We start from the raw sequence: 26,697 nt of genomic DNA, 5'->3' as shown, positions 1-26,697 counted from the left end.
ACTGTCAGGCTGATTATTTTTTTCGATTATAAAACCAACTGATAAAATCGGGTTCTGCAAATGCATTGTCCCAACTGTTATGATTCACACCCGGATATTCAAAATATTCAACTGTTGCATGTAAGTCTTTCAAACGGGCTACCATTTCCTGCGATAGTTTTACATTCACTACCGCATCTGCTGCACCATGAAACACACGGAAGGGAACTCTGGCTGTTTTTTTATTAAATGCCTGGGTATTTCCACCTCCAGAAATGGGCCCGGCAGCCGCAAATAATTTAGGTTCTCTGTAAACAGCTTCGAAGGTCCCCATGCCCCCCATGGATAAACCGGTAACATAAACTTTTCTTTTATCAACCGATCCTTCCTTTATCAATTGACGGGTCAATTCAATCGCTGCATTCAAAGGTGCGCTGGCGGAACCACTGTAATCAAAGCTGATCTCAAAAGGAGTGGTGTTTCGGTTTACATTGGCTTTGGCCCAGAAACTATTTTGTGGACATTGCGGGAATACAACTATGGCCGGGTAACGTGTCCGGTTGGAATCCGCGAGGAATAATCTGGCACCATGTGTGAGCTGGGCTTCATTGTTATTACCTCTTTCTCCTGCTCCATGTAAAACGAGGAACATCGGATATTTTTTTGAGGCATCATAATTCAGAGGATAAAGAATCCTGTAGGGCAGCGTATCACCGCGACTGCTAATAAAGGTTTTCTTTTCATATTGGGTAAGATCCTGCGCACGAACGCCGGTGCTAAGAAGTGCAAATGAAATTAAAAAGAGGAAGATACGCATCGTTTAAGCTTATGCTTAAAGATACCTAATCTTCCTCTTTTGTGACAGGTAGTTTATAGGCTTACGCCTCTTTTCCAGGGGATGAAATCATCCTGATTTAACTGAACCGCCTTTGGAACCACTTCTCCACTGGCCGCGCGAATACAATATTCGAGAATCTCCTCTCCCATCTGTGCAATGGTTTTTTCTCCTGTAATGATGGGCCCGGTATCAATATCGATTATATCTGCCATACGTTTGGCAAGTGCGCTGTTGGTAGCGAGTTTAATAGTGGGGCAAACAGGATTCCCGGTTGGCGTACCAAGCCCCGTTGTAAATAGAATAAGTGTAGCACCGGAAGCAGCTTTCCCCGTGGTAGCTTCTACATCATTACCTGGCGTACAAACCAGGCTCAGACCTGGTTTAGTGGCTGGTTCCGTGTAATCAAGCACATCTACAACAGGCGAGTTTCCTCCTTTTTTGGCTGCGCCCGCACTTTTAATTGCATCTGTGATAAGACCATCCCGGATATTACCCGGAGAAGGATTCATGAAGAATCCAGAACCCGCCTGGTGGGCCAGTGCATCGTAGGATTCCATCAATCGGATAAATTTCCGGGCAGTGGCTTCATTCACACTGCGGTCAATCAGATCCTGCTCAGCACCACATAATTCAGGAAATTCAGCCAGCAATACTTTTCCTCCAAGGGCCACCAGCAGGTCGGAACAATACCCAACAGCCGGATTAGCAGAAATTCCGCTAAAGCCATCACTGCCTCCGCATTTTACACCAATACATAATTTATCAAGCGAAGCCGGTTGCCGTTGCTGTTGATTGATCTGCTGCAGGCCTTCGAAACTGGTGCGGATAGCACTTGTAATCAACTCTTCTTCAGATTGTGATTGCTGCTGTTCAAAAACAAAAAGCGGTTTATCATAATGAGGATTGAGTGTTTTCAATTCGTCCAGCAATTGCCGGGTCTGCAGGTGCTGACAACCCAGGCTTAGAATGGTAACCCCGCCTACATTGGGATGATTGGCATAAGCAGCGAGCAATTTTCCCAGCATGTCAGAATCCTGCCGGATGCCGCCACAACCACCATCGTGGTTCAGGAATTTGATTCCATCCACATTTGGAAAAACCCGGTGCTGAGATGCTCCATTTGAGTGAAGCTGCACATTGAGCAGGCTTTCTCCATTTTCCATTGCGTTTACCAGGTCCCTCGTATAGCGTTTATACTTCTCCGTTACACCATATCCCAATTCATTTATAAGGGCTTCTTTAATTACCTGCAGGTTTCGGTTTTCACAGAAAACGGTAGGAATAAATAGCCAGAAATTAGCAGTCCCCACCCTTCCATCTGACCGGTGATAACCCAGGAAAGTACGGTTACGAAATTTCTCGACGTTCGGCGCTTCCCAATCCAGGTGTACGTTTCTAAAAGCATAGGGATCTGCTGCGTGTTTCAGATTTTCGGTTGTTAGGAGTGCACCAGTTGGTACAGCTGTTTGAGCTTTACCCACCAGCACGCCATACATGATAACAGGATCTCCCGCATTCAAAGCAGCTATGGTGAATTTGTGTTTGGCCGGAATATCTGACTGAAGCGGAATAGTTTGCCCATTCCATTCAATCAGTTCCCCCCTGGTAAGGTTTGTAAGTGCTACCAGTACATTGTCTTTGGGATGTACTTGCAGTATTGATGCATTCATTGTTGCAGGTTATTCAGTAATAATTTTATCCAGGTGAACGTAGCCACCATCTACATGAATCAGTTGCCCGGTAGTATGACTTGATTTATTCGAAAGCAAAAATGCCGTTGTGTTGGCAATCTCTTCCGGTGTAGTCATCCGGTTTTCAAAGGGTATCCGCTTGTTGATGCTATCCAGCTTTTCTTTTGGATTCGGTAAGGTTTCAATCCAGTTTGCATATTGGGGTGTCCAACATTCAGCTACAATGATGGCATTCACACGAATTCCGTATTTCAGCAATTCAACAGCCCATTCGCGGGTGAGTGCATTACGACCACCATTAGACGCCGCATAAGCAGAGGTATTTCCCTGGCCTGTTTCAGCAGTTTTGGAACTGATGTTTACGATGGAACCTTTGGATTTGATCAGTGCCGGTAAGGCATGATGAGCCATCAGGAAATAATGAACAAGATTGCGATGCAGGGAAGCCATGAAATCTTCATAATTGCCCTTCTCTAATCCCACACCGTCATTCTTGCCTGCATTGTTTACCAACCCGTCTATTCTGCCAAACTTGAGCAATACATAATCCACCGCGGCTTTACAGGCTTTGGGGTCTGCTAATTCAGCCGCAAACTGATCCGCTTTCTGTCCGGCGGCCAGTAATTCATCAACCAGTTTCTGGTTATCTTTTGCATCTCTTCCTATAATTACCGGGTGAGCTCCCTCCGCAGCCAGCACTCTAACAATGCCTTCACCAATACCTTTGGCACCACCGGTAACCAGGATCACTTTATGTTGCAGTTCTAAATTCATGTTCTCTTATTGTAGTTAGCGATTAAAAGCAAAACATTCCTGCCGGGAAGTTCCGAGCCCATCAATTCCCAGTTCCATCACATCTCCAGGCTTCAGGTATACCTGTGGATTCATGCCCAGTCCCACTCCTGCAGGTGTTCCCGTTGAAATGATATCTCCCGGCAGCAGGGTCATAAACTGGGATGTATAGGCAATCAGGTGCGGTATTTTAAAAATCAGGTTGCTGGTATTGCCATCCTGCATTTTTTTTCCATTCACGGTTAGCCATAACCGAAGATTATGAACATCATTGATTTCATCTTTGGTAACCAGCCAGGGACCGATGGGAGCAAACGTATCACAGCCTTTTCCTTTATCCCAGGTACCACCCCGTTCCAATTGATAGGCTCGTTCACTGATATCATTGTGCAACACATAACCTGCTACATAATCCAGGGCTTCCGTTTCTTCCACATAGCTGGCTTTCTTTCCGATAACGATAGCCAGTTCCACTTCCCAGTCGGTTTTTTCGGATCCGCGGGGGATGGTTACTTCGTCATTTGGTCCAATTAATGCCGTGGTTGATTTCATGAAGATCACCGGTTCGGCAGGTGGTGTAGCGTTTGTTTCGGTTGCATGGTCAATGTAATTGAGGCCGATGCAAACAATTTTCGAGGGTCTGGCAATAGGAGCGCCTAACCGGGTACCGGAAGGTATTTCAGGCAGTTCCGCACCCAGTTCCCTGATCACATCAGCCAGCCGATTGAGACCATCTTCAGCAAAAAAAGCTTCATTATAATCATCAAAATGCGCGGAAACATCCAGTTGTTTTCCATCTATAAGAACCCCCGGTTTTTCATGGCCCGCGTTACCAAATCGAATAAGTTTCATTTCTAGGTATTTAGCGTAATAAATCCTCCATCAATCGGATAATCTGATCCTGTGATGAAAGAGGCTTCATCAGAACAGAGATAAATCATCAGGTTGGCGATTTCCTCCGGTTTTCCCATTCTTCCAATAGGCTGACTGGCCGATAATTTTTCAAACATTTCTTTTTCTTTTCCGGGATAATTTTTAGCTATGAATCCATCTACAAAAGGAGTATGAACTCTTGCAGGCGAAATGCAGTTCACCCGGATATTATCTTTCAGGTAATCTTTTGCAGCAGATAATGTCATCGCCAATACGGCTCCCTTGGTCATGCTGTAAGCAAACCGGTCTGAGAGTCCAACTACCGCCGCGATGGAACTCAAGTTCAGGATAGCTCCTCCTCCTTTTGCCTGCATCTGGGGGATAGCACCCAACATACAATTGTATACACCTTTCACATTTACCCGGAAAAGGCGATCAAAATCTGCTTCCGTAGTAGTAGTAACACTACCTACATGAGCGATACCTGCATTGTTGATGAGTACATCAACCGGACCGATTTGCTGAAAGATTTCAAGCATTCGGGCCTGGTCAGATACATCACCTGTATGAATAAATGCTTTTGCAGCATACTCCTGCAGTTCCTCCTCCAGCGATGCCCAGCCGTTTTCATTGAGTTCAATCACATGAACCGTTGCTCCCTGGCTGGCAAAGGCAATAGTGGCCGCCTTCCCGATACCGCTGGCACCCCCGGTTATAACAACTGATTTATTGGAATAATTGAATAACATTTTTTTTATAATTAGTGTCCCGGTTGCAGGGCAACCACTTCGTTTTTATTTGACTGTGAGTAACCGAAAATTCCAACAACTATAAAACAGATCAACGGAATCAGGTAGGAAATCTGAATGTTTCCTCCGGTCAGATCAGAAAGTTGTCCCATCAATACCGGGAAGAATGCTCCTCCCACTATTGCCATTACCAGCAAAGACGAAGCCATTCTTGCAGCAGCACCCAATCCTGCGATTCCCAATGCAAAAATGGTGGGGAACATGATCGACATAAAGAAAGGCACCGCCATTACGGCATAAACTGCTACGGGGCCTGAAACAAAGGATGCGAGCAATAACAGCACTACACAAATGGCGGAGTAGATTACAAGCAGGCGAGCCGGACTGATAAACTTCATAAAAAAGGTACCGGTAAACCGACCTACCATGAATCCAACCATTGCCAGTGACAGGTATTGTGAGGCGGGAATTTCAGGAAGATCCATCGTGTATTTGGAAAAACGAATGAAAAAACTACCCACTCCTACCTGCGCACCTACATAAAAAAACTGCGCCAATACAGCCCAGCGAACCTGGGGAATAGCTAATACAGAAAAGGAGAATTTATCCTCTTTTTGACTGGCATCAACGGTGGTTTCTTCCCCTTCCGGCAATTTCACCACCAGGAAAAGTGCAACCAGAATAAATACCACAATTCCTATAACAAGGTAGGGCACCCGAACAGCATTGGCTTCCTCCTGCAGGTAGGTCTGGAGGGTACCGCTTTGTTCCATGGCTTTTAAGGTATCGGGACTGTGTTCAATGCCGGTAAGAATGAATTTACCACCAATCAACGGGGCGAGGAAAGCACCTACACCATTGAATGACTGCGCAAAATTTAATCGTTGGGTAGCAGTTGCAGGGTCACCAAGCTTGGTGATATAGGGGTTGGCAATTGTTTCCAGGAAGGTTGCACCCGCAGCAATAACAAACAGAGCAATTAGGAAAAAGGTATAGGACCGGGTATCAGCAGAAGGTAGAAACAGGAGGGCTCCTGCACCATACAGTACTAACCCAAATAGGATACCTTTTTTATATCCATATTTATTCATGAACCATCCGGCAGGTAACGCAATTGCGAAATAACCCATATAAACCGCAAAATCAATCAGTGCAGATTGTGTATCGTTTAACTGGCAGGCTTTTTTCAGATGGGGAATCAGGATCGGGTTGATATTGTGTAAAAAGGCCCAAAGGAAAAATAACGAAGTAACCAGGATAAACGGTAAGAGATACTTGTTTTTGGATGACATGCAAGGTTGATTTATGGATAATCCATTTAATTCTGGAAAATTACTGGCTTACCAGGCTGATGGGGCCGTCAAATTGCGCAAATTATTCGAATATATTAACAAGTTATTAGCACACAGTCAATTATATATTCCCGTCGGGTATCCGACGGGCCAGACAACCATTGATTTTCAGGAATTTCGAAGAAAATAGCCTGTATCTGAAAAAAAATTTTGGCAATTGAACTCAACCCCTAATTTTGCGCCCGGAGAGATGGCAGAGCGGTCGAATGCGGCGGTCTTGAAAACCGTTGACTGTAACAGGTCCGGGGGTTCGAATCCCTCTCTCTCCGCATCAAAAAAAACCCGCAATTAGTATTGCGGGTTTTGGTTTGTAAGCTCAGGCCATAAAATACTATTCAATAAATTCACCTTTTTCATTCGTTTTGATTCGTAATCGCTTACTACCATTTTCCAGAACAATTTTATATTCTTTTTTGGCACCTTCCTCATTTCCATACTTTACGACGTAGACGTCTTTTGATATAGCCCATTTAGGATATCTTTGACCAATTGCATTTTGTATGGCAAAAGGTAATGCAACATCATTAAATCGTTCTGCAGTGCGTATAATTTTTCCGTCCTGATCATAAACAGCAAGTATAAATCCATTAGGAAGATGGAATCTGATAGAATAGGTATCGTATTCATCGTCATAATATTCAGAACTCTTTACATCATATGCGGCCGCTTGCCTTTCCAATAGCTTAATGGGTTCAGCTGCTCCTTTATTATCAACTGATTTAAGATACTTATAGTTTCTGGCTAATACAGTCACTTCAGGAAGCGTTGTAACCTGTGCCCTGGATTGTATACTGATTCCGGCAATGAAAAAACCGAAAATCAATAATGATTTTACCTGTTTCATGCGATTTAAATTTTAGTATAGAAAGGTACTACTGCTATTTCCGCAAATGACTGATCTAAATCATTCATTAAATTGATTTTTTCTGTGATTTATTCAGCCAGCCAATTACCTCTTCATCACTCACCTGGCTGAAATCCTCATAAAACCCTCCTACCCCATAAAACATATCCGGAATCAGCAATACAACCATATCATCTACCTGCTTAGTTAATTTTCTTACCGCCTCTTCGGGTGCAACCGGAACTGCGATTATTACTTTTTTCGGACGGCTTTTTTTTATCAGCTGTACAGTAGCAAGCAAGGTATTACCAGTTGCTATTCCATCATCCACAATGATCACGGTTTTACCTTCTACGTCTGCGGCCTCCTTTGTTGCTTCAAAACGATCATGCATTTCCGTCAAACGTTCGCGGACGCGTATCAACTCTTTTTCGACATATTCTGCTGGCACTTCCTCATGAGGAACAATAAAATAATCAGTCAGGCTGGCTGCCCCGATCGCATATTCCTTATTATTCGGATGCCCTATCTTTTTGGTTAATACTAATTCCAGGGGAAATCCCAGTTCGCGCGCTACGGCATATCCAACAGGAACCCCTCCCCGGGGTATTGCCAGCACAATGCCATTGTCGTCTTTATACTTGCTTAATTGTTGAGCCAGCGCCAAACCGGCTTCTATCCGATCCTGGAACATTTGACTAGTATTAATGTGAGAACAGGTATTTTTCAAACCAACTGATGGCCAGTTCACCTACTTTTTCCATTGCTCCTTTTTCTTCAAACAGATGAGTGGCACCCGGCACGATTTCAATTCTTTTTTCACAAACCATCCTTGCGGCAGCCTGTTCATTCAACTGCAGCACTTCTTCATCGAGGCCACCTACAATCAGCAACACAGGAGTTTTCAATAGGGAAAGCGCTTTAGCTCCTGCCAGATCCGGTCGGCCACCTCTAGACACAACCGCCCTGATCTGGGGAAGCTTGCTCGCCGCATTAAGAGCAGATGCAGCACCCGTACTGGCACCAAAATACCCGATACTGAGTTCCTGCATAAAGGGTAGACTTTCCAGCCATTGGGTAGCCCCGATCAATCGATTGGTCAATAAGGCAATATCAAACCTGTTCTGGTAAAGTAAATCCTCTTCCCAGGTTAACAAATCAAATAAAAGGGTACCGATTTTATGCTGGTGCAGGTAACCGGCCATTAACCGGTTGCGCGGACTCATTCTGCTGCTGCCACTCCCATGCGAGAATATCACCACTCCTCCTGCCTGCTCCGGAATCATTAATTCACCTTCTACTACAACATCCTGTATGGGAATACTTACAATTTTGTTGAAGTTCCAATTCATCTTTAAATGTATCTAAACGAATTCCAAAAAACCTTGACGCTTCTCAACAAAAGCCTTGACTGTGCTCATTGGCAGTGGGTAATAAAAGGAGTTGATTTGATGTATGCGACGCCATCATACAACACCCCCGGATATCAATGAAACAGAATTGATAAGCCTTATTAAACAATGGGCTTATTCTCTAAATAGCAAAGCCGACTTGCAGCCCTTGTTTGACAGAATTGGGGATAGCAGAATTGTGATGCTTGGAGAAGCAAGCCACGGAACCCATGAGTTCTACACCTGGCGTGCCCATATTACCAGGCGGTTAATTCAGGAAAAGGGTTTTCAATTTATTGCAGTAGAGGGCGACTGGCCGGATTGCTACCGGCTCAATCGGTTTATCAAAGGATTGGATGAAAAGGACAAAAGCGCTTTTAAAGTACTGCAGGCTTTTAACCGATGGCCAACCTGGATGTGGGCCAATTGGGAGATGGTTGCATTGGCCGACTGGCTGTTTGAGTTTAATAAGAGTAAACCGCTCAATAAGCGGGCAGGATTTTACGGATTGGATGTATATAGTTTATGGGAAAGTATGGAAAGCATAATCCGATACCTGGAAAAAACCGACCCGGGTGCTTTAACAACTGCATTGGAGGCTTTCCGTTGTTTCGAACCCTATCAGAAAGATGAAGGTCGCGGTTATGCAAGAGCTTCTCAATTTGTACCTGAATTATGCCAGCAGGAAGTGGTTGAGTTACTGAAAGAAATTCAGGCAAAATCCATCCTATATAATTCCGATCCTGAGAATGTTTTCAGTGTGGAACAGAATGCACGAATTGCAGTTAATGCGGAACAATATTATCGTGCCATGATAAAAGGTGGTCTGCATAGTTGGAATCTGCGCGACCGGCACATGGCAGATACCCTGGATGATTTATTGGAATACCATGGAAAGGATGCCAAAGTAATTGTATGGGCCCACAATACTCATATCGGAGATGCAAGAGCTACGGATATGGCAGCTGATGGCATGCTTAACTTGGGAGAACTGGCCAGGATTAAATACGGCGAGCCCCATGTTGTACTGGTAGGATTTGGCTCCTATAAAGGGACTGTTATTGCAGGCAAAAACTGGGGCGCTCCCATGCAGGCACTGAATTTACCGGATGCTGCAAGAGGAAGCTGGGAATATCTGCTGCACAAGTCGGGCAATCAAAATCTACTCTTACTAATGGAGGATTTTATATCCAATGATACACTGCTTGAGCATCCCATTGGACATCGGGCCGTTGGTGTTGTGTATAACCCGCAATACGAAGCTTATGGCAATTATGTTCCCAGCATTTTACCACTCCGATACGATGCATTTATTCACCTGGATCAAACCAGGGCGCTCCATCCACTCCATGTTGATACTGCAGTAGCCCAAATGCCGGAAACTTATCCGTTTGGGGTGTAGAAAGCAGCAGCACAACCATTTTAATAAAGCAAATGTGCTTTCATTGTCTGTTTCCAATCCATCTCTACATTTAATTCAGGTAATTGATCGGCGCAGATTTTTGAGAACGCACCAGGTATTCCCAATAATTTATCCAAATGCCTGGTGCCGTCAGGATTGGCTGCCGTATAATACCTGCGCTCCAATACCTGATCAGGATATAAACGAATCAGTAGCCGAATCAACTCAATACCCATGTGTACCGGACGAAAATGAGTTTCATCAGTTACACGGAATTGAAGTCCCTGACATATTTCTCCCTGGTAAATACTGCTATCCGGAATGTAACGGATAGGTTGACAGACTACACCTGGTAGTTTCAATGCAGTAAATGCATTAGCCAGCATTTCGCTATTTATCCATGGCGCCCCGAAGCAAGTAAAAGGACGATCAGTGCCTCTGCCTTCATTTATGAATATACCTTCCAGCAGACCAGTGCCGGGATACAAGAGGGCTGTTTCAAGATCACGTATGGCAGGAGACGTAGGAATAAACGTCCAGCTGGATGAAGCAGTAGTAGTTAACCGGTTCCAATTCTTTACAGGAATCACTTTTACATCCAGTTCAGGCAATCGGGTTGCAGCAAAATACAGGGCCAGCTCACCAAGCGTGCAGGAATGCCGGATAGGAATAGACCATCGACCAATAAAGGAAGAACACTGATTTTCATCTAACATCGGACCTTCTGACCTGCCAAGATCTCCACCCAGTGGATTAGGCCTGTCCAAAACAAACAATGGCTTCTGCAAACTGGCACAACGCTCCATCACATAGGTCAGGGTCCACAAATACGTATAAAAGCGACATCCCACATCCGGAATATCAAAGAGCACGGCATCAAGATCAGTCAGGTCTTCAGGGGCAGGAGCCATCTTATCTCCATACAAACTAACAATGGGTAAATTAGTTAATGCATCTACTCCATCCAGTTGGCGTGCGCCATCTGCTCCCATTGCCCCAAGTCCATGTTCCGGAGCAAACAAACGGATAAGATTGAATCCTGCATCCAGTAACGCCTGCCTGCTTCGTTTACCTGTAGACGTTAGCGCCACTTCATTGGTAACTAGTCCCCACCTTTTAGCCTGCTGTTGTTCAAAACCGGTTATAAACCGGTCAATTCCCATTTGTACCATACTTTAGCTTGTACACCAATTTAAGGATTTAGATTTTTCTTCTATTTCCTTATTTTACATACACAACCTTAAATTTTGATCTATGAAAAAAAGCCGTCATTCAGACAAGACACTATCCACAAAAGAAAAACAGCAATTGCTTGCTACCCTGAAAGCAAGGTTTGAAAACAATCCAGGCCGCCATGAAGGATTGGAGTGGAATAAACTGGAGAAAAAGCTGGAGACCCAGCCAGAAAAATTATGGTCGCTTCAGCAAATGGAAGCATCAGGAGGTGAACCGGATGTAATAGATTATGAAAAACAAACGGATAGGTATTGGTTTGTTGACTGCTCGCCTGAGAGTCCGACCGGCAGAAGAAGTTGCTGTTATGATTCCGAAGCACTGGAATCAAGGAAAGCAAACAAACCTGCTGACAGCGCTACCAATATGGCAGCAGAAATGGGTATTGAGTTGTTAACGGAAGAGGAGTACCATTTACTGCAGAAAACCGGCAGTTATGACCTTAAAACATCCAGTTGGCTACTAACTCCTGCGCCTATACGAAAATTAGGAGGCGCCATTTTTGGGGACAGACGATTTGAACGTGTTTTCATATACCATAATGGCGCAGAATCTTACTATGCAGCAAGAGGATTTAGGGGTTCATTGAAAATTTGAGCTAGGGCTTGTCCCGGTATTCTAATATATCAGCTGGCTGACAATCCAACGCCTTACAGATGGCATCCAGCGTGCTGAATCGGATGGCTTTTGCTTTACCCGTCTTAAGTATGGAAAGATTAGATAAAGTAAGTCCCACTTTTTCAGATAATTCATTCAGCGACATTTTTCGCTTGGCCATCATAACATCCAGGTTTACAATAATTGCCATGGCTTAAACAGTTAGATCATTTTCAGTTTGTATTTCTATACCTCTCTTGAATATCAATGCAATTACAAAAAGTACCACTCCCATAAAAAGCCATACGTCGGCACCCCCAAGTCCCATGTATTGGATTTCCGGCATGCTTATCCCCTGCTGTTCCAGCCAATCCGTATAACGTGTACCCCAATTGGCAAAAAGTCCAATACCAAAAGACACATAAGACATATTAAAAATTGATTGACCGATGCCAGGTTTAAATGGTTCTGAGAGATCCAGTTTTTGATCGTGCAATACTTTTATTATGATGTAAAAAAGCACTGCTTTCAGAATAGCAACAATTGTCATCAGAGTGGTGATGGTTAAGAACTGTACTTTGTCGGATCGAAACAAAGCCGACAAATCAACATTAGACCAATACATTCTGGCTTCGTTTTGATTGAAGAAAAATGTATAAATGGTATTAAATAAAAATCCCCCTGCTTCCATACAAACACCCACAAAAATGATCCAGGAAATAACCTGGATAACTACGAGTAACTGCTTGGTACTAACTTTCATATTGGCTGGTCTTTATCGGTTTTACCACACAAATATAGTGATATTTATTGTTTTTCAATAAATATTTAGTCTTTATGAAAACAATTTTATCGTAAGACCATCCAAATTAACGGCTACTGATTGTATACTCACCAAGTTCCGCACCTGTATCCCCTAATATTTTTACCGCTAACTGGTTTGCATTAGCACTTACTTGAATAAGGGTTCTTTTCCCTTCTTTTGGTCCGCCTCCAATAACAATGGGATACGAATGTTCACCTTTCACCGGTGGATGGATACCGTGTTTATGCGTATGTCCGGCTATAACGAGGTCCACCCGATACCGATCAAACAAGGGCGAGAACAATTTCCTGCAATGCATCGTGCCATGCCAATCACCCGAGTAAAATGGTGGAATATGCATCATCACCACCCGAAATCGCGCCTTCCTTGCTTCTTTCAACTGCAATTGTTTTTCCAGCCATATTGCCTGCTGCATTCGGTAATGATCAAAATCCACAATACCTGCATATACTGGCTCCGTATCCGGTTTATCTTCTCCGGTATCCAGAGCAACCGCAAATACAGGCCCTGCCTCTATGCTGAAATACTGCCCGCCCGGATTGGTAAAATAATCCTTCAGCTGCCTTGCAAATTTACCTCGCGTTTCATGGTTTCCACGAACAAACAGAAAGGGCTTTTTTCTGGCAAATGCTTCCGTGCACGGATGAATCAGATGATCAATCAGTTGTTGTTCATCCGTCTGGTAATCGAACATATCACCATTTAAAAAAACAAAATCATAAGGAGCATCTCCATTGTGCCGGATCAATTCACCAAAAGAATGCGGCCGGTCATGAATATCATTCAGCACCAGCCAGTTGGTTTGAATAGCCTTCGGATCAACTGTTTGCAGCGTATATACGGCACTGTGAGCAGTTTCTCCGTACATCAGTTTATAGGGTTGAAAGTCCAGAATCTCCTTTGATCCGATTCTGTAATAATACTGCCTGCCCGGTTCCAGTCCGCTCACTACCACCTCATGAATCCTGGTATGAGCATTTACCAATCCATCCGTTACAGCATGAGCTTTATTGCCAAGCGCTTCTGTTTCGCCATACTCAACCCATCCGTAAGAATTAGTACTAGTAATCCACCGGATGCTCATACTGGTTGGACTTACTGCCTGCAAATAAGGTCCGGTTATAATTGAAACGGATGCATTGCGCAAGGGAGCGGATAAGACCTTAAAAGGCGACAAACTAATTGCACTTAAAGCACTCAACTGCGCAAGGGCATATATAAAACCACGGCGATTACTGGTTGAAAAATCAGACATGTTTAGTAGCTTGGATGTATAAATATAATACCATGAACTCCGCTACGCGCAGAAATGCCATCAAAACCCTGGTGACAGGCAGTGGATTACTGCTGTTTTCTCCAAATAGCTTACTGGCTGCTACCGGTAATAAGAAAGATCGGTTGGGGGTTGCATTAGTCGGACTTGGGTATTACAGTACAGATTTACTGGCACCCGCGCTGCAGCAAACCCGGCATTGTTATCTCGCAGGAATTGTTACCGGAACTCCCTCGAAAGCTACAGCCTGGCAGAAAAAATACAATATCCCGGATAAAAATATTTACAACTATAGCAATTTTGATCAGATCGCTAATAACCCCGACATCGATGTAGTGTATGTAGTCTTACCTCCCTCTATGCATAAGGAATATACCATTCGTGCTGCGAATGCCGGCAAACATGTTTGGTGTGAAAAACCAATGGCTATGACGGAACAGGAATGCCGGGATATGATTACTGCCTGTAGCGCAAATAAAAGAACTTTAACTATCGGATATCGCTTGCAACATGAACCAAATACCAAGGCCTGGCGTAAGCTGATCAAAGACCAGGCGCTCGGTAAAGTGAGATCACTCAACTGTGCAGCCGGCTATCGCGATAACCGTACGGATCACTGGAAACAGAAAAAAGAAATGGGAGGAGGCGTGCTTTATGACATGGGCGTATACTCCATACAGGGTGCCAGACTTGGTACCGCTATGGAACCCATCAATATACTATCCGCTACCACCTCCACTACCAGGCCCGAGATTTATAAAAATGGACTGGATGAAACCACCGTAGCAAAACTGGAATTTCCGGGTGGTGTGATTGCTGATATCAAAACAAGTTTCGGTGAAAACATCAACTTCCTGGATATCCGCTGCGAAAAAGGAGCAATCAGTGTAAATCCGTATCAGGCTTATAATGGACAAACAGTAACAAGTCCGTTAGGGAAAATTCAACATTCCTATTCCGTACCCATGCAACAGACCATGCAAATGGATGCCGATGCACTTGCCATCCTGACTAAACAGCCGGTTGCAGTGCCGGGGGAAGAAGGCCTGCGGGATATCCGGATCGTGGAAGCTATCTATCGTGCTGCGGCGACGGGAAAAGCAATTACTTTATAAAACATTCACATTATGTGGACCTGGATTCTTCTTACAATTGGATTATTTCTTGGGTTTATTTCCCTGCTGGTGATCAGCATCTACCAAAAAAGAAAGAGCCTTGCGTTAATATCGCTTGTTCCACTGGGGCTTTCCTTTATTACAGGAAGTATCAGCTTATATCATATTTTTTCCAAAACCTACCATAAAGTTGCCGGAAAAGTGGAACAAGCAATTGAACCCAGACCAGGCGTTGCAATCTATACTGATCTTTTTGGCAACAGTAATCAATCCTGCTTAGGGATTATCAATTCCAAAGATCGTGCAGTGCCTTTAGTTGATTGCTGTATCTGGCTGGAATTTACCACCTGCCCGGAAGAAGCTGCCAGAATTATCGCACAGCATCCTTACCAATCTACCAAACTGAACAAAGAAGGTCTGCGGTTTACAGAACCCGCGGTGGACGAAAAACCAACCTGGTTTGCCCCAGTGTCACTCGGTGATTCTGCCCTTGCCTTTAAGTTTACCAACCCAAAAGGTAAAACAGAAGAGCTCCTGTTTCTATCAGCTGATAGCATGCGTGGCTATTATTGCAACCTCCGTTTCTAAGCTTTTTCTGTTTTTCGTCAAAGAATTCAGACAGTTCGTCAAACGCTGCCATTCCCCTCACCCGGTTCTGTTAGGTTTGTGAAAACATTTCTTCATGAACCAACCTGCTACGCGTCTTGCCTACATCGACTGGCTCCGGGTTTTCGCTATTCTCGGTGTATTGTTTTATCACAGTGCTCGTCCCTTTATTCCGGATGATCCCTGGCATATCAACAACCCCGACAAAAGTAATCTCCTCGATGAATTTAATTTCTTTCTCAGCCGGTTCAGAATGCCCCTGCTCTTTTTCCTCTCCGGTGCAGTTACCTGGTATATGGTCAAAAAAAGAACAGCCGGTTCTTTCATATTACTCCGGCTCAAACGACTGTTCCTGCCATTGGTTGCGGGCATGTTGCTCATCATTCCTCCCCAGGTTTATATGGAGAGAAAACACCAGGGTTATACAGGCAGCTTGCTGGATTTTTATAGCCAGCTCTTCTCCTCAGGCCCATATCCGGAAGGAAATATCAGCTGGCATCACCTCTGGTTTATTGCTTATCTTTTTTTGTATGATATACTGTTTGCACCTTTTTTTACCTGGTGCAAAACTAGTGGTGCTGATGGCTTCAAACGATTCCTCTCAAAGCTGTCAAAAGGAAAGTGGATTTATTTACTGATGGTCCCCTCCGTACTTATTTACACTGCAGGTATTTTACACTATCCTGAAACAAACGCACTTGTTGATGATCCGGTTTACTTTATTTACTGGTTGCTTTTTGTGCTGGCAGGTTTCGTTTGTTTGGTTGAACCAACCTTACTGAATAGCCTGGAACGCAACCGCCGGCTTTCCTTAAGCCTCGCCTTTCTGTTATTACTACTGATCAATTCTCTTCGCTGGAATGATTACAACTGGTTTGATGGCAGCCATGATACCAACTCCTGGTTTACCTGGCTTTTCCTGGCCCGACAGCCGGTACATACCTGGCTCTGGGTATTTGCACTGGTAGGCTATGGCAAAAAATACCTGAACCGATCCCACTCCATTTTGCCCTATATAAACCAGCTTATTTACCCATTCTATATTTTACATCAGACAATTATTGTTATCCTGGCCTATTATGTAGTCCAGACCCCCGATACAATATTCTTCAAATGGGTTTTTCTGACACTGACCACCCTCTTTCTTTGCCTGTTTATTTTTCATCTCTTTATCCGACCTTTCCCCGCAATTGGAATACTTTTTGGCATGAAATCCGATTCAAAGAAAAAATCCTGAAGCCATATGCTGCTCATTCAATCTCAAACGTTTAAAAAGGTCGCTAAACAAAAATGGTCCCTTCGACGGATCCTGTTCATCCTCCTATATGGGTTGATGACCTATGGTTTTGTTCGGTTACTTAATGACGTTATTTCTGAAACCAAATTCTGGCTAAGACCCATCCAAACCAATTTGGCGGAAATACTAGGTTGTATGCTGATCAGTTTCATTTTTGAATTTGTGACCAATAGCTTTCTTCAGCAACTGGCAGATGACAACAAAAATCAACCGGGACCATCCGCCTCGCTTAAACAGTTTTTATCACTTGCGGTTTATCTTGAACTGGTTGTAATCTGTTTTGTGTTTCCGCTTGCTCAATGGACTGATGATGGTTTGCAATGGTATGATGTAGTTATTCTGAGTTTTACCATCGTCAGCTTCTGGTTGTTTTATTTCAGCGTTAAACAGGGACAACAATACATTCATACTACCTATGAACAGGCTTTGCAACTGGAAAGAATCAATAAGGACAAACTGGAAAATGAATTGCAGTTGCTGAAAGCACAATTTCACCCGCACTTTCTCTTCAACGCTTTAAACACACTCTATTTCCAGATTGAGGAACAGAATACAAGCGCCCGCTTTACACTGGAAAAACTGTCTGATTTACTTCGCTATCAGTTGTACGACCAGGATGCGAAAGTACCATTAGAGCGCGAACTTGCCCATTTAAAGAATTTCATCGACCTGCAACAACAACGCGCGAACAGTCAGCTGGATCTGGTCATCAACTGGCCTTCATCCACCCATCAGGCACAACTATATCCGTTGCTGCTGCTGCCCCTCGTAGAAAATGCCTTTAAATATGTTGGGGGGGCCTACAAAATAAAAATAGATATCAAACTGGAAAACGGACAATTACAGTACCAGGTTACCAACTCCATACCTGCCATTGCTCAACACCACAAGAAAGGAGGCATTGGGCTGACAAATCTGCAAAAACGGTTACTTTTACTGTATCCAGGCAAACACCGGTTTCAACATCACCAAACGGATAGCCTGTTTTACGCAGAACTTAGTATCGAATTATGAAAATCACCTGCCTCATAACAGATGATGAGCCTATTGCCAGAGCAGGCCTTCGAAACTATATTGAAAAAATTGATTTCCTGACCCTCGTGGCTGAATGCGAAGATGCTGTCAGCCTCAACAACCAGCTTCACCAGTCGCCGGTTGACCTGGTATTCCTTGACATAGAAATGCCCTATATAAGTGGGATTGAGCTTTTGCAATCACTCGCCCACCCACCAAAAATCATTTTCACAACTGCCTATGAACAATATGCCATAAAGGGATATGAACTGGATGTGCTGGATTACCTGTTAAAACCAATCTCATTCGATCGTTTTTTAAAATCCGCCAATAAAGCCCGGGACTATTTTAATAAGAAGGAAACTTCTTCCGCGACAGATGAATTTTTTATCAAATCAGATGGAAAATTCCTAAAACTCAAATGGAATGAGATCCTGCTACTGGAAGGCATGGAGAATTATATTTGCATTCATACCTCCACACAAAAACACCTGGTTCACATGACCATGAAGCAAGTCCTGGAACAGTTACCCGACCAGTTTATTCAGGTACATAAGTCAAGTATCATTAACATGAATAAAATTTCAGGCATTGATGGTAATATGATTCAATTGCAGGAGCTGGAAGTGAGCGTTTCAAGATCCCTGAAAGAAAGTGTGCTGGAAAAAATCCTTCACAACAAACTCTTGAAAAAATGAAAGCGACCATACTTTTTACAACACTGATTCTCCTGACTGCTGGTTGTAAACAAAAGCCTTCTGATCAGCCATCCGGATCCATTGCTGGCAATGAAGGAAAAATTGTCATCTACCAGGTATTCACCCGGCTCTTTGGCAACACCAACTCCACCAATAAACCCTGGGGAACCATTGAAGAAAACGGAGTCGGTAAATTCAATGATTTTACAGACACGTCACTTCAATCCATCCGCAACCTGGGTGTTACCCATATTTGGTATACCGGTGTGCCTCATCATGCAGTAATCCGCGATTATTCCACGGTTGGCATTTCGGCAGATGATCCGGATGTGGTAAAAGGAAGAGCCGGCTCCCCTTATGCTGTAAAAGATTATTACAATGTAAATCCTGACCTGGCGGTTGATCCTGCCAAACGTTTGGATGAGTTCAAAGCACTTATAGAAAGAACTCATAAAAACGGATTAAAGCTCATCATCGATATTGTTCCCAACCATGTTGCCAGGCATTATGTTTCCCTTTCCAAACCAGATAGTGTGCGAGATTTTGGAGCAGATGATGACATTTCCAAAGAATACCATCGCGAAAATAATTTTTATTACCTGCCCAATGATAGTTTTCGGGTGCCCGTTGCCGTTGGATATAAGCCCCTGGGTGGCGCTTCTCATCCTTTAAGTGATGGTAAATTTCACGAACAACCTGCTAAATGGACTGGCAATGGGAGCCGGCTTGCACAGCCGAAACAAGACGACTGGTATGAAACTGTGAAAATAAATTATGGTATTCGTCCAGATGGCAGTAAGGACTTTGACACGCTTCCCGCTACCTATGCCAATCTTGGAATTGACGATCACCACCAATTCTGGAAGAACAAATCCGTCCCCTCTTCCTGGAAAAAATTCCGGGATATTGCTTTGTACTGGCTAAATATGGGTGTAGACGGATTTCGCTTCGATATGGCTGAAATGGTACCGGTTGAATTCTGGAGTTATCTGAATTCCTCTATCAAAACCAGCTATCCCGAAGCTTTGCTGCTGGCGGAAGTATATAACCCTGGCTTGTATCGCCCTTATATCCAGTTGGGTAAGATGGATTATCTCTATGATAAAGTTGAATTCTATGATACACTGAAACATATTATTCAGGGACATGGATCTGCAGATAACCTCGCAGCTATTCAAAAGGGCATGGCGGATATCGAACACCATATGCTACATTTCCTGGAAAACCATGATGAACAACGGATTGCGAGTCCCGCTTTTGCTGGCAACCCCGAAAAAGCCAAACCTGCAATGGTTGTTTCTGCTTTGATATCAACCTCTCCTACCCTTGTTTATTTTGGCCAGGAACTCGGAGAACCCGGCGCTGAAACAGGTGGGTTCGGGCAACCTACCCGCACCAGTATTTTTGATTATGTAGGTGTTCCTCATCACCAACGCTGGATGAATAAGGGGAAATTTGATGGCGGACAATCCAGCAAGCAGGAAAAGAAATTGCGTAGTTTCTACCAGGAATTATTGCAGTTTACGATCAGTCAACCTGTTTTAAAAGGAAATTATGCAGCCATTCAATACCATAACAGGCAGCATACCTCCGGTTACCACGATAAACTTTTTGCATTCAGCAGATGGGACATGGATACCAAATTGATCGTACTAAGTAATTTCTCCAATCAACCCTATCAAGGCAAACTGGTGATTCCTGCCGACCTGGTACAAAAATGGGCGCTTAAAGACGGGACTTACTCCATGAACCAGGTGCTTTTTGGAAAAAATCAAATGTCCCATACTGTTAGCAAAGGAGAAGGCAGTATCAATGTTCAGGTACCAGCTTATGAATCATTGGTATTGAAATTGGAAAAATAATCAGTTTCAAACCGGATAGGCCCAGGGCCCCCGATAAGGACGTTGTAAAAGTTTGGCAGCTTCCGGATCATTCAATATCTGTTCTGTATCCACATTCCATTGGATACTTCTTCCTGCCTTGGCTGAAAGTATTCCCAGCAAACTCATATTGGTGGATCGATGGCCGATTTCAATATCGCAAACGGGTAATCGTTTGTTTTCAATAGCAGCAATAAAATCCGCCCATAACTCCTTCACGTTGTGATTATCCACCGTGTGAAGCTTTGGTTCTTCATGAATAACTGCCTTGTTTTTATTGGAGGGATAGAATGTCCATCCATCCAGCCACCCCAGGTGGAAAGTTCCTTCTGTACCATAGAAATAACAGCCTACATTGGTTTTCTCCGCTTCATTAGCTGCATACAACCGATGTTCCCAAACCGCCTGAAAGGATTCAAATTCATAATTGACTACCTGGGTGTCCGGTGCATCCGTTGTGTCCTTTCTGATTTGCCGTGAAGCGGTTGAAAAGATCTTACGCGGGCCCTTTTCTTCTGTCCACCAGAGAATCTGGTCCATCCAGTGAATGCCCCAATCTCCTAGCTGCCCGTTGGCATAATCCATGAATTGCCGGAACCCACGCGGATGTATAGCCGAATTATACGGCCTGTAAGGAGCTGGTCCGCACCAGAAATCCCAATCCAGTTCGGCAGGTGCTTCTGAATCCGGGATTTTCTCTCCCGGCCCGCCTCCATAATGAACAAAAGCTCTTACCATTCCAATCTTACCAGCTTTTCCGGATCGCAAAAATTCCATGGCAGACATATTATGCGGGGATACCCTTCGATGGGTACCCACCTGAACCACTCTGTTAGCAGTTCTTGCTGCTTTTACCATTGCTTTGCCTTCATTGATGGTATGACCAATTGGTTTCTCTACATACACATGGGCTCCTGATTCAATAGCAGCAATACAGATCAACGGATGCCAGTGATCCGGCGTGGCAACAATTACGATCTCCGGTTTTTCCTTCTTCAGCAATTCACGGTAATCTTTATACGTTTTTGGCTGATCACCATTCAGTTTGTTGATTTCCGCGCCCGCAGCTTTAAGATGCCGGCCATCCACATCGCAAATTGCCACTACTTTGGAGGAGCCCACTGCGATTGCTTCCCGCAGGATATTCATGCCCCACCAGCCACAACCGATCAGGGCAGTTTTATATTTTGCATACTGGGTAAGCGGAATAATCCCAGGTAACATCGGTACCAGTAACCCTGTGGAAGAAAGCTTCAGGAATTTTCGACGTTGCATCAGCAGGCTTTTTTAGAAGTTGTATTTTCAAGCTATCAAACACGAATGCCATGCCACTCTTTACAGAATTAAGTTACCGAAAAATTATTGTGAAAGTCCTGACTTCCTGCTGTATTGGTTTTATCCTGGCCTGCTCAGGCACGCAAATCTATGAACAGATTGGTGCCATCGAAGAATTGGATCCGGCCTTTCGGGACCTGGTAACGAAAGATGCAAAAGTAGAAATCATTGCAGACGGCTTTGAATGGAGTGAAGGCCCCCTTTGGGTTGAATCTGAACAAATGTTGCTCTTCTCTGATATTCCCAATAATGCCATTTTCAAATGGACTGAAAAAAATGGTAAAGAACTTTACCTGAAGCCATCCGGATATACCGGTGAAATACCCCGTGGTGGTGAACTTGGCTCAAACGGATTACTGCTTGATAAAACTGGTTACCTTATTTTATGCCAGCATGGTGATCGCCGCATAGCCCGTATGGAGGCGCCAATCAACAAACCCGAATCCAAATTCACAACCCTTGCAGGAGAGTACCAGGGGAAAAAATTTGATAGTCCCAATGACGCAGTCTTACATCCCAGTGGTGATATCTATTTCACAGATCCACCCTACGGCCTTGAAAAATATATCGACGACAGTACCAAAGCGGCTCCCTACCAGGGTGTCTACCGTGTAGGTACAAACGGAAAGGTTGACCTGCTGGTAGATAGTATCAATCGCCCGAATGGAATCGGTTTAATGCCCGATGGTAAAACCCTGCTCGTTGCCAACTCAGAATCTGAAAAAGCGGTTTGGTATGCATTTGATCTTGGAACTGGCGATAGCCTGACAAATGCCCGCATCTTCTTTGATGCCAGCAGTTATGCAAAAACTACTCCAGGCGGACCAGATGGTTTCAAAATTGATAAGGCCGGTAATATGTATGCTACCGGTCCGGGTGGTATCTGGTTTTTTAACAAGGATGCCAAACCACTGGGACGCATCAAACTACCCGTAGCCAGCTCCAACTGTGCATTATCCGCAGATGAAAAAACACTGTACATTACGGCTGATATGTACCTGTTAAGGGTAAAGCTTCGCTAACACCAACAAACAAACGAAATCATGGCTGAATCAACCACGCCTGCACTGGAATGGTGGCAAAGGGGTCCGATTGAGGGTATTGCTCCCATTTTTCAACCTGCAGCCCATGCCCTGTTACAATCGAGGGATGAATTGAAACAGGCACTTCAAAACTTTCCCAGTGCCTTACTTTGGGAATCGGTTTATGGTATGGCATCCATTGGTTTTCACCTGCAGCATATTGTTGGAGTACTGGATCGTTTGTATACCTATGCCAAAGACAACAGTCTTTCGGATGCGCAGCTAAGTTACCTGAAAACCGAGGGTGTCCGAAATGAACAAATAACCCTGGAGCAGTTATTAGAGGCAGTACATGCCCAGGTTGAAACCTGTTTACAGGAACTTTCCACAATGAGAGAGGATGCACCAACCGCAATGAGATACATTGGCAGAAAAAGAATACCAACCACCCAACTGGGACTGATATTTCATGCCGCAGAACACATGATGCGTCATACGGGACAAACACTGGTAACTGCTCGTGTATTGCAGGAACAAAGCAAAACATAACATGAACGAATCAAAAACTATTCGCTGGGGAATTTTGGGAGCCGGAAAAATAGCCCGGGCCTTTGCTACCGATTTCCAATACCTGAAGGAAGCTGAACTACTCGCAATTGGATCCCGTGAAGTACAAAAAGCACAGGGATTTGCCAATGAATTTGCTATCCCCCATGCCTTGAACTACGAAGATCTGATCCACCATCCTGACATCGACGCGGTTTATATTGCTACGCCCCACCCTTTTCATTTCAGCCAGGCCAGTGCAGCCTTACAAGCTGGAAAAGCCGTACTCTGCGAAAAACCCATTTGTGTGAACAAGGGTCAATTAAAGGACCTGATTGCAATTGCGAAGACGAACAATCAGTTTCTGATGGAAGCGATGTGGACCTATTTCATTCCCGCACTGGAAACAGCCAGAAACTGGGTTCGCGAAGGACGAATTGGTGACTTAAAATTAATCCAGGCTGATTTCTGCTTTCCTTCTGAACCCACTGTGGAGAGATTGTGGAACCCCGTACTGGCAGGGGGCGCATTACTGGATATTGGCATCTACCCTATTGCTTTCGCCAATTATTTTATGGATCGGTTGCCATACAAAATTACTGCCTCTGCTCATCTGGCTTCAAGTGGTGTGGATGAGCGTACCGGTATCCTGCTCGAGTTTGGAAGCACCAGCGCCAATTTGTATACCTCTATCGTTTCCAAAGGCACCAATACCGGTTACCTGTTTGGCAGCACCGGTTATATCAAATTACCCAGTTTCTGGCGCTCCACTACAATAGAACGCTATTCCAATGAAGATGAACTACTGGAAACCTGGTCGGATGGCCGTTCGACGAGAGGCTTTCATTTTGAAATGCAGCATGTTACAGATTGCTTACGTAAAGGGCTAACCGAAAGTCCGGTTATGTCTTTCGATCAATCCCTCCGAATACAGGAAATCATGGATACTGTACGCCGTCAAATCGGGCTGAAGTTCCCCTTTGAATAAGTTTATTTCACCAGGATCTCATCCACAAACAACCAGGCAGCCTGCCCTTCTCCTGGATGCCCCTTCGGACAGGCAGGCAAAACTTTCGCAGTTACCCTGATATAACGGGCCTGCCTAGGGGAAAATGCAATTCTGAAATCTTCCTGCATTGATTTGGTTTCATCCGCTGAAATCCTGTTTGAATAGGTGCCAACCGGTTTAAACGTTTTGCCGTCTGTTGAAAGTTCAACACTTACACCAGTCGGGAAAAAGATCCAGTCCTTATAGTGCTGCATCACCCCAACACTTATCTCCCGTACAGTTTGCAATCGTTGCAAATCAATGGTTGCTACCATATCCTTTCCACTGAAGCCATGCCAGTATTTACCAACCTGCCCGGTTCCGCGAATACCATCTGTAAGCGAATTAGGTCCATCCGCCATATAAGAATTGGAATTGGGGAATTGATAAGAAACGGTTTTCCCTGTTGCCAGGTGTTTCACAAACTGTTGCACTGCAGATTCGTTTCCTTTCACCCGTCCATTTTTAACCGTTATGGCTTTTAAGGTTGTATTGCCATGAATGGTAATCGGACCTGTATAAAACGGGCTTCCGGTGGTAGGATAAGATCCATCCAGTGTATAATGAATAGTTGCATCCAGCGCCTCCGTTTCCAATGCAACTTTTAATTGTCCGTCTGTTATCAGCGGCTTGATACCAACAGTAAAATTTCCTTCACTAAACCGAAATCCTTTTTGTGCCAGTCCGGTGAAATGTGCTTCCAGCCGGGTGCGAAAATCTACCCAGTTGCGCGCCTCGGGTTTTGACCAAACCACTTCAGCCAGCGCCATCATTCTGGGTAATAACATATATTCCAGGTGCTCGCGGCTTTCAATGGATTCTGTCCAGAGATTAGCCTGTGCACCCATCACATAGGCAGCAAATTCAGTGTTTTGGAGTTCCTGCGGAATTGGCTCATACGCATATACTTTCTTAAGCGGATTAAACCCTCCAAACGCGATAGGCTCTCCTGCGGGACCAGCCTGGTAATGATCAAAATACAAGGGCGAGCCGGGAGTCATCACCACAGGATGTTTCATTTTTGCAGCTTCAATTCCGCCTGCTTCTCCTCTCCAACTCATCACCGTTGCACCGGGAGCAAGTCCGCCTTCCAGTATTTCATCCCATCCGATGATCTGTCTTCCCTTTGCATTCAGGTATTTCTCTATCCGCTTGATAAAATAACTCTGGAGCTCATGTTCATCCTTTAAACCTTCTTTTTTGATACGTGCCTGGCATTTGCTGCACTGCTGCCAGGGTCTTTTATCAACTTCATCACCGCCGATATGAATCAGGCGGGACGGAAACAATTCAAGTACTTCATCCAGCACATCCTGCAGAAATAAAAATGAACTGTCGTTCCCAGCACAATAGTTGGTTTGAATACCGGTTGGATATTGGCCTCCTGTGATCAGTGCCTGTTGTTGTCCGGTGCAGGATAAAAAAGGATAGGCAGAAACTGCTGCCACAGAATGGCCTGGCATTTCAATTTCAGGAATGATTGTGATATTTCTTTCTGCAGCATAGGCAACAATTTCACGTATCTGCTCCTTTGTATAATATCCGCCATATGTTGCCTTCTCCCCGGTTTGGGCAGCTTTTCGTTCATTCCAGGGGATACCTGAACGGTCAACTCTCCAGGCCGCCATATTGGTTAAGGCAGGATATTTATCAATCTGAATCCGCCAGCCCGGATCATCCGTAAGATGCCAGTGAAACACATTCATTTTGTAAGCCGACAAGAGATCGATGATGTCTCTAACAGCCTGGGGCGCAAAAAAATGACGGCTCACATCAATCATAATACCCCGATATCCAAAGCGGGGTTGATCCCGGATTTCCATAACCGGTATTTCCAGACGGGCATTGGTTCGAATAACCGGTAAACATTGCAGCAGGGATTGCATGCCATAAATCAGTCCGGCTTTGGATGGAGCAGCCAACCTGATTTTGTCTGGCTGTACAGACAAGGTATATCCTTCCTTGTTCAGTGCCTGGTTATCCTCCAACAATAACTCAATGCTATTCGAAGCAGCAATTCCTACCGGCAAAGAATAACCGCAAATCTCCATTATTCTTTTATTCAGGAAAATCCCTGCTTCTGCCAGATCCGAATAAGCAGGGTTATACCTGATTTGCGTATTGGGAAGAATGGTAAATTGTCCTTTTCCCCTCACCAATTCGAGTGGTTTTGGAATTATATTGACAGGCTTGTCTGTTACGCTTTCCTGGGCTGATACAGCATTATTCAGAAATAATATCAGCAGGATTCTCAACCAGGCAGTTTGCTTCATACTCAGAAATTAAATCCTGTAAA

General features: G+C 44.3%; 26 protein-coding genes and 1 tRNA gene. 12 read left to right on the top strand and 15 right to left on the bottom strand.

The features are described 5' to 3' along the window. Positions 1 to 13: 13 nt before the first annotated feature. Genes MD536_RS02775 through fucP form a run of 6 tightly spaced genes read right to left on the bottom strand, consistent with a single transcriptional unit; the run spans position 14 to position 6,214 of the window. Positions 14 to 796: a carboxylesterase family protein gene (locus MD536_RS02775; RefSeq protein WP_239595601.1), complete on the bottom strand. Its 783-nt coding sequence runs from the start codon at positions 794 to 796 to the stop codon at positions 14 to 16. A gap of 53 nt (positions 797 to 849) precedes the next feature. Next, on the bottom strand, positions 850 to 2,487 hold the full coding sequence (locus MD536_RS02770) for a UxaA family hydrolase (protein ID WP_239595598.1): 1,638 nt from the start codon (positions 2,485 to 2,487) through the stop codon (positions 850 to 852). A 9-nt stretch (positions 2,488 to 2,496) separates the two neighbouring features. Next, positions 2,497 to 3,282 carry an L-fucose dehydrogenase gene (locus tag MD536_RS02765; RefSeq protein ID WP_239595596.1) on the bottom strand — a complete coding sequence of 262 codons (786 nt, stop codon included), beginning with the start codon at positions 3,280 to 3,282 and terminating at the stop codon, positions 2,497 to 2,499. Between the two features lie 15 nt (positions 3,283 to 3,297). Then, on the bottom strand, positions 3,298 to 4,152 hold the full coding sequence (locus MD536_RS02760; RefSeq protein WP_239595594.1) for a fumarylacetoacetate hydrolase family protein: 855 nt from the start codon (positions 4,150 to 4,152) through the stop codon (positions 3,298 to 3,300). A gap of 2 nt (positions 4,153 to 4,154) precedes the next feature. Next, complete coding sequence (locus MD536_RS02755; RefSeq protein WP_239595591.1) at positions 4,155 to 4,922, bottom strand: SDR family NAD(P)-dependent oxidoreductase; 768 nt, start codon at positions 4,920 to 4,922, stop codon at positions 4,155 to 4,157. Between the two features lie 11 nt (positions 4,923 to 4,933). Continuing rightward, complete coding sequence (fucP, locus tag MD536_RS02750; protein WP_239595589.1) at positions 4,934 to 6,214, bottom strand: L-fucose:H+ symporter permease; 1,281 nt, start codon at positions 6,212 to 6,214, stop codon at positions 4,934 to 4,936. 244 nt (positions 6,215 to 6,458) lie between these two features. Here fucP and MD536_RS02745 point away from each other — a divergent pair. After that, positions 6,459 to 6,543: transfer RNA gene (locus tag MD536_RS02745), tRNA-Ser, on the top strand. 62 nt (positions 6,544 to 6,605) lie between these two features. Here MD536_RS02745 and MD536_RS02740 read toward each other — a convergent pair. From MD536_RS02740 to MD536_RS02730, 3 genes are all read right to left on the bottom strand, one after another. Then, on the bottom strand, positions 6,606 to 7,118 hold the full coding sequence (locus MD536_RS02740; protein ID WP_239595587.1) for a nicotinate-nucleotide adenylyltransferase: 513 nt from the start codon (positions 7,116 to 7,118) through the stop codon (positions 6,606 to 6,608). Between the two features lie 67 nt (positions 7,119 to 7,185). Continuing rightward, positions 7,186 to 7,812, bottom strand: a complete 627-nt coding sequence (locus tag MD536_RS02735; protein WP_239595585.1) for a phosphoribosyltransferase — start codon at positions 7,810 to 7,812, stop codon at positions 7,186 to 7,188. 10 nt (positions 7,813 to 7,822) lie between these two features. After that, positions 7,823 to 8,470 carry a dienelactone hydrolase family protein gene (locus MD536_RS02730; protein WP_239595582.1) on the bottom strand — a complete coding sequence of 216 codons (648 nt, stop codon included), beginning with the start codon at positions 8,468 to 8,470 and terminating at the stop codon, positions 7,823 to 7,825. A gap of 103 nt (positions 8,471 to 8,573) precedes the next feature. On the opposite strand from MD536_RS02730, the gene MD536_RS02725 reads away from it, so the two are divergent. Next, complete coding sequence (locus MD536_RS02725) at positions 8,574 to 9,911, top strand: erythromycin esterase family protein (protein ID WP_239595579.1); 1,338 nt, start codon at positions 8,574 to 8,576, stop codon at positions 9,909 to 9,911. Between the two features lie 20 nt (positions 9,912 to 9,931). Here MD536_RS02725 and MD536_RS02720 read toward each other — a convergent pair whose 3' ends face one another. Beyond that, positions 9,932 to 11,083, bottom strand: a complete 1,152-nt coding sequence (locus MD536_RS02720; RefSeq protein WP_239595577.1) for an exo-beta-N-acetylmuramidase NamZ family protein — start codon at positions 11,081 to 11,083, stop codon at positions 9,932 to 9,934. A gap of 82 nt (positions 11,084 to 11,165) precedes the next feature. On the opposite strand from MD536_RS02720, the gene MD536_RS02715 reads away from it, so the two are divergent. Further along, positions 11,166 to 11,741: a DUF4256 domain-containing protein gene (locus MD536_RS02715; RefSeq protein ID WP_239595574.1), complete on the top strand. Its 576-nt coding sequence runs from the start codon at positions 11,166 to 11,168 to the stop codon at positions 11,739 to 11,741. A gap of 1 nt (position 11,742) precedes the next feature. Here the strand turns inward: MD536_RS02715 and MD536_RS02710 are convergent, their stop codons facing one another. From MD536_RS02710 to MD536_RS02700, 3 genes are all read right to left on the bottom strand, one after another. Continuing rightward, positions 11,743 to 11,952 (bottom strand): helix-turn-helix domain-containing protein, encoded by a 210-nt coding sequence (locus tag MD536_RS02710; protein WP_239595571.1) that lies wholly within the window; start codon positions 11,950 to 11,952, stop codon positions 11,743 to 11,745. 3 nt (positions 11,953 to 11,955) lie between these two features. Next, a complete protein-coding gene (locus MD536_RS02705) occupies positions 11,956 to 12,504 on the bottom strand; it encodes a DUF2975 domain-containing protein (protein ID WP_239595569.1) in 549 nt (182 codons plus the stop codon). A gap of 106 nt (positions 12,505 to 12,610) precedes the next feature. Further along, on the bottom strand, positions 12,611 to 13,822 hold the full coding sequence (locus MD536_RS02700; RefSeq protein ID WP_239595566.1) for a purple acid phosphatase family protein: 1,212 nt from the start codon (positions 13,820 to 13,822) through the stop codon (positions 12,611 to 12,613). Between the two features lie 32 nt (positions 13,823 to 13,854). On the opposite strand from MD536_RS02700, the gene MD536_RS02695 reads away from it, so the two are divergent. The 6 genes from MD536_RS02695 (at position 13,855) to MD536_RS02670 (ending at position 20,432) form a co-directional block, all read left to right on the top strand. Further along, positions 13,855 to 14,955: a Gfo/Idh/MocA family protein gene (locus tag MD536_RS02695; RefSeq protein ID WP_239595563.1), complete on the top strand. Its 1,101-nt coding sequence runs from the start codon at positions 13,855 to 13,857 to the stop codon at positions 14,953 to 14,955. Between the two features lie 12 nt (positions 14,956 to 14,967). Beyond that, complete coding sequence (locus MD536_RS02690) at positions 14,968 to 15,543, top strand: hypothetical protein (protein ID WP_239595561.1); 576 nt, start codon at positions 14,968 to 14,970, stop codon at positions 15,541 to 15,543. Between the two features lie 94 nt (positions 15,544 to 15,637). Next, the gene (locus tag MD536_RS02685; protein ID WP_239595558.1) at positions 15,638 to 16,798 is read left to right on the top strand and encodes an acyltransferase family protein; all 1,161 of its coding nucleotides are present in this window, start codon (positions 15,638 to 15,640) and stop codon (positions 16,796 to 16,798) included. Positions 16,799 to 16,804: 6 nt separating this feature from the next. After that, positions 16,805 to 17,872: a sensor histidine kinase gene (locus tag MD536_RS02680; RefSeq protein ID WP_239595555.1), complete on the top strand. Its 1,068-nt coding sequence runs from the start codon at positions 16,805 to 16,807 to the stop codon at positions 17,870 to 17,872. Continuing rightward, on the top strand, positions 17,869 to 18,570 hold the full coding sequence (locus MD536_RS02675; RefSeq protein ID WP_239595539.1) for a LytR/AlgR family response regulator transcription factor: 702 nt from the start codon (positions 17,869 to 17,871) through the stop codon (positions 18,568 to 18,570). The genes MD536_RS02680 and MD536_RS02675 overlap by 4 nt, the downstream gene beginning before the upstream one ends. Beyond that, entirely contained in the window at positions 18,567 to 20,432 is a 1,866-nt protein-coding gene (locus MD536_RS02670) for an alpha-amylase family glycosyl hydrolase (RefSeq protein ID WP_239595537.1), read from the top strand. Before MD536_RS02675 ends, MD536_RS02670 begins: the two co-directional genes overlap by 4 nt. A gap of 6 nt (positions 20,433 to 20,438) precedes the next feature. On the opposite strand, the gene MD536_RS02665 is transcribed toward MD536_RS02670, so the two are convergent. Continuing rightward, positions 20,439 to 21,725, bottom strand: coding sequence for a Gfo/Idh/MocA family protein (locus MD536_RS02665; RefSeq protein WP_239595534.1), 1,287 nt, complete (start codon positions 21,723 to 21,725; stop codon positions 20,439 to 20,441). A 50-nt stretch (positions 21,726 to 21,775) separates the two neighbouring features. On the opposite strand from MD536_RS02665, the gene MD536_RS02660 reads away from it, so the two are divergent. Genes MD536_RS02660 through MD536_RS02650 form a run of 3 tightly spaced genes read left to right on the top strand, consistent with a single transcriptional unit; the run spans position 21,776 to position 24,341 of the window. Then, complete coding sequence (locus tag MD536_RS02660) at positions 21,776 to 22,807, top strand: SMP-30/gluconolactonase/LRE family protein (protein ID WP_239595532.1); 1,032 nt, start codon at positions 21,776 to 21,778, stop codon at positions 22,805 to 22,807. Positions 22,808 to 22,828: 21 nt separating this feature from the next. Further along, entirely contained in the window at positions 22,829 to 23,356 is a 528-nt protein-coding gene (locus MD536_RS02655) for a DinB family protein (RefSeq protein WP_239595530.1), read from the top strand. Between the two features lies 1 nt (position 23,357). Further along, complete coding sequence (locus MD536_RS02650; protein ID WP_239595528.1) at positions 23,358 to 24,341, top strand: Gfo/Idh/MocA family protein; 984 nt, start codon at positions 23,358 to 23,360, stop codon at positions 24,339 to 24,341. A 2-nt stretch (positions 24,342 to 24,343) separates the two neighbouring features. Here the strand turns inward: MD536_RS02650 and MD536_RS02645 are convergent, their stop codons facing one another. Then, a complete protein-coding gene (locus tag MD536_RS02645) occupies positions 24,344 to 26,674 on the bottom strand; it encodes a glycoside hydrolase family 20 protein (RefSeq protein WP_239595526.1) in 2,331 nt (776 codons plus the stop codon). Between the last annotated feature and the right edge of the window lie 23 nt (positions 26,675 to 26,697).

This window comes from Flavihumibacter cheonanensis, assembly GCF_022352215.1.
GTDB lineage: Bacteria > Bacteroidota > Bacteroidia > Chitinophagales > Chitinophagaceae > Flavihumibacter > Flavihumibacter cheonanensis.
This window is presented reverse-complemented; position numbering and strand designations above follow the sequence as displayed.